General features: G+C 72.9%; 4 protein-coding genes. 3 read left to right on the top strand and 1 reads right to left on the bottom strand.

All coding sequences use genetic code 11. The annotated features are described in order from the left end of the window. Positions 1 to 142 precede the first annotated feature (142 nt). The gene (locus ACFU6K_RS34300; RefSeq protein ID WP_380669798.1) at positions 143 to 772 is read right to left on the bottom strand and encodes a maleylpyruvate isomerase N-terminal domain-containing protein; all 630 of its coding nucleotides are present in this window, start codon (positions 770 to 772) and stop codon (positions 143 to 145) included. A gap of 397 nt (positions 773 to 1,169) precedes the next feature. On the opposite strand from ACFU6K_RS34300, the gene ACFU6K_RS34295 reads away from it, so the two are divergent. The 3 genes from ACFU6K_RS34295 to ACFU6K_RS34285 all read left to right on the top strand — a co-directional run bounded on the left by ACFU6K_RS34295 (position 1,170) and on the right by ACFU6K_RS34285 (position 3,409). Beyond that, positions 1,170 to 1,892, top strand: coding sequence for a TetR/AcrR family transcriptional regulator (locus tag ACFU6K_RS34295; protein WP_380669796.1), 723 nt, complete (start codon positions 1,170 to 1,172; stop codon positions 1,890 to 1,892). A gap of 101 nt (positions 1,893 to 1,993) precedes the next feature. Then, the gene (locus ACFU6K_RS34290; RefSeq protein ID WP_380669794.1) at positions 1,994 to 2,320 is read left to right on the top strand and encodes a hypothetical protein; all 327 of its coding nucleotides are present in this window, start codon (positions 1,994 to 1,996) and stop codon (positions 2,318 to 2,320) included. 15 nt (positions 2,321 to 2,335) lie between these two features. Next, positions 2,336 to 3,409: a M14 family metallopeptidase gene (locus ACFU6K_RS34285; RefSeq protein WP_380669792.1), complete on the top strand. Its 1,074-nt coding sequence runs from the start codon at positions 2,336 to 2,338 to the stop codon at positions 3,407 to 3,409. The last annotated feature ends 57 nt before the right edge of the window (positions 3,410 to 3,466 follow it).

The following is a 3,466-nucleotide window of genomic DNA, read 5'->3' as shown; positions in this document are numbered from 1 at the left end:
GCGCCGGTCAGGGCAGGCAGGAGTCTTCTCATCGGAGCCTCTCGTGGGGAGCGGGCCGGGAGCAGCAGCGTGACAGCAAACCCGCACCTTTGAAAGGCTCATGACATGAGACGCATACGCCCCACCTCGCCCGATGGCGGCCCTACCGCAGCACCGGGAGCACCGCCTGGGCGCTGCGGCCGGTCGCGGCCTCGATGAAGGCCACCGGGTCGGCCACCTCCGCCAGCAGCGCGCGGGTGAAGTGCAGCGCCCCCTCGGCGGGCGGCGGGCCGCCGACGGCCGCGATCAGGTCGAGCAGGTGGACGGTCGCCTCCATCAGCGCCACCTCGCCGAGCGCGCCGACCGTCACGCTGCCGAGCAGCGGGTGCGCCACCGTGGCACCCGGCGGCAGGTCCGCGAGACCGGCCAGCGCCGCCGGGCCCTCGACGCCGAACCGGGCGATCAGCACGGCGGGATCGGCCACCTCGGCGGTCCGCTTCGCCGCCTCGGCGACCTGCCCGGCGGCGGTGTGGGCGAGGCCGCCCGGCCGGTTGTAGGCCCGCAGGATGCCGGCCCCGTCGGTCACCTCGGCCGGCGCGTCCAGGACGGCCCCGCGCAGCCCGGTGAACATCTCCGGCACCGGCGCCACGTGCGCGAACAGCTCCCGTACGGTCCACGCGGGCAGCCGGGTGGGCCGCTCCCAGTCCTCGGCGGCCAGCGCCGCACCCCGCTCCGCCCAGGAGGTCCAGGCCTCCGCCAACAGCACGCGCACGGGATCGTTCTGACTGTTCATCCGCTCTCCTCGGGACGGTGATCACGGGGTCGCCCCCACGCTATCCCGGGCCCCCGGAAAGCCGTTTGCCACCCCGGCCGACTACGCACCGCGACCGACTCTACGCACAGCAACCGACTACGCACCGCGACCTGCCCCGCGGCCCCGGTCGCCGCCCCCACCGCCCCTCGCCCGGTCACCTGACCAGCGGGATCGGCGGCACCGCCCCCGGGCGGCCGCGCGCCCGTTTACGCCCGATTCCTACCTTGTATCCTGGTTCTGTATCCGCTGAGTGACATCCGCCGAAGACCCGAGGACCCGGCCCGGCAGCGGCCCCCGTCCCCGCCGAGCCGACCGACCGACCGACCGACCGACCGACCGACCGAGGACGCTGCCACCGACCCGGAGGAGCGCGGAGATGGCCGAGCAGGACGCCCCCGAGAGGCGGGGCCGGCTGAGCCGCCCGCTGGTGCTGGGCGCCGCCGTGGCCCTGGTCGACCGCGAGGGCCTGGCCGCGCTGACCATGCGCAGGCTGGCCGCCGATCTCGGCGTGGAGTCGATGGCCCTGTACCGCTACACCCCGGGCAAGGAGGCCCTGATCGACGGCCTGGTCGAGGCCTACTTCGACGAGATCAACGCCCGGCTGCGGGCCGGCGCCACCCGCGGCCCGCACGAGGACGGCTGGCGCGCCGAACTGCGCCGGATCGCCCGGGCGTTCGCCGCCACCGCGCACGCCCACCCCGAGATCCTGCCGCTGGTCGCGACCCGCCCACTGGCCGTCCCGGTGGCCCGGCGCCCCGCCTCGGTGCTGGAGCTCACCGAGCACATCCTGGCCGTGCTCGGCCGGGCCGGCTTCGACGACGCCGGCGCGCTGACCGTCTACCGCACCTTCGTCGCCTGGAACCTCGGCTGCCTGCTGGTGGACAAGCGCCAGGTGGTCGACAACCCGAACGAGCCGGACCCGGCCCTGCGGCTCGGCCTGCACCGGCTGTCCGCCACCGACTACCCCAGGCTGCGCGCCCTGGTGCCCCGGTTCTCCGACTTCGACGACGAGGCCGAGATGCTGAGCGGCCTGGACAGCCTGCTCGACGGGATGCCCGAGCCGCCCCTTGACGGCTTCTACGGCGGCGACGCATCCTGAGGATACGAGGTACACGTCGGACATATCCGCTCATATCGGCGCCGCCGTTCGAGCCGCCGGACCCAGCTCCGGCCACCGGCAGCGCCCGGAAGAGGTTCCCCATGTCCGCCGTTCCGAATTCACCCCACGACGACATCCTGCGCCTGCGTGTCACCGCCAAGGACCCGGAGACCCTGCGCGCCCTGCTGCACGACACCCGACCCGACGTCGGCGGACGCCCGCACGTCGAGGAGGACGGCCGCATCGGCATCGACGTCTACGCCACGGCCGACCGGATCCCGGCCCTCGAACGCGAGGGCATCACGGTCACCACCGTCGGCAACGCCAGCGAGGCCGGGCGCACCGCCCAGGCCGAGGTCGGCAGCGGCGACCGCTTCGCCCCCGCCGACGCCGTCCCGCGCGGCCTGGCCGACAAGATCTCCGGCTGACCCGGGAGGCCCGCCATGCCGTACCTGAACGTCACCGAAGTCGAGTCCGCCGTGACCAGCCTGGCCACCGCCTACCCCGACCTCGCCCAACTCGTCACCCTGCCCAACACGTCGATCGAGGGCCGCACCGCCCACGCCCTGCAGATCGGCGTCCCCGCGGCACTCCCCAAGCCGTGCGTGATGATGATCGGCGGGGTCCACGCCCGTGAATGGGGCAGCTGCGAGATCCTCGTCCACCTCGCCGCCGACCTGCTGGAGGCCCAGCGCGACGGCACCGGCCTCGGCTACGGCGGCACCAGCTTCACCGTCGGCCAGGTCAGCGACCTGCTCCACCGGATCGACCTGGTGCTCTACCCGCTGGTCAACCCCGACGGCCGGCACTACAGCCAGACCGTCCGGCCGATGTGGCGCAAGAACCGCAACCCCGCCTACACCGGCGGCAGCCAGAACCCGGACTGCGTCGGCGTCGACCTCAACCGCAACTACGACTTCCTCTTCGACTTCGTCACGGCCTTCGACCCGGCCGCCAACCCCCGGGTGTCCAACGACCCGTGCGACTTCCAGGTCTACGCCGGTCCGAGCGCGTTCTCCGAACCGGAGACCCAGAACGTCCTCGCGCTGCTGGAGCAGTTCCCGCAGACCGCGTGGTTCGTCGACGTGCACAGCTACTCGCAGGACATCCTCTACAACTGGGGCGACGACGAGAACCAGTCGGACAAGCCCGAGATGAACTTCCGCAACGCCGACTTCAACGGCAAGCGCGGCCGGCCCAACGACCTCGCGTACGCCGAGTACATCCCCAGGGCCGACGAGGACGCCGAGCGGCAGCTCGCCGAGGCGTTCTGCCAGGGCCTCAAGGGCGTGCGCGGCCTGGCGTACAAGCCGATCACCGGGTTCCACCTGTACCCGACCAGCGGGACCAGCGACGACTACGTCTTCTCCCGCGCCTTCGCCGACCCCGACCAGGGCAAGGTGTTCGGCTTCACCGTCGAGTGGGGCACCGAGTTCCAACCCCGGTGGGCCGAGATGGAACAGATCATCCGCGACGTGGACGCCGGGCTGGTGCAGTTCTGCCTGGCCACCGCCTGACCCCCTCCCGAACCACAGTGCCCGACAGCAGGGCGCCCGCCACGACCGGTCGTGGCG

Source organism: Kitasatospora sp. NPDC057512, from assembly GCF_042802135.1.
Lineage (GTDB): Bacteria > Actinomycetota > Actinomycetes > Streptomycetales > Streptomycetaceae > Kitasatospora.
The sequence above is the reverse complement of the archived record's forward strand: the minus strand, read 5'-3'. Positions and strand labels throughout refer to the sequence as shown.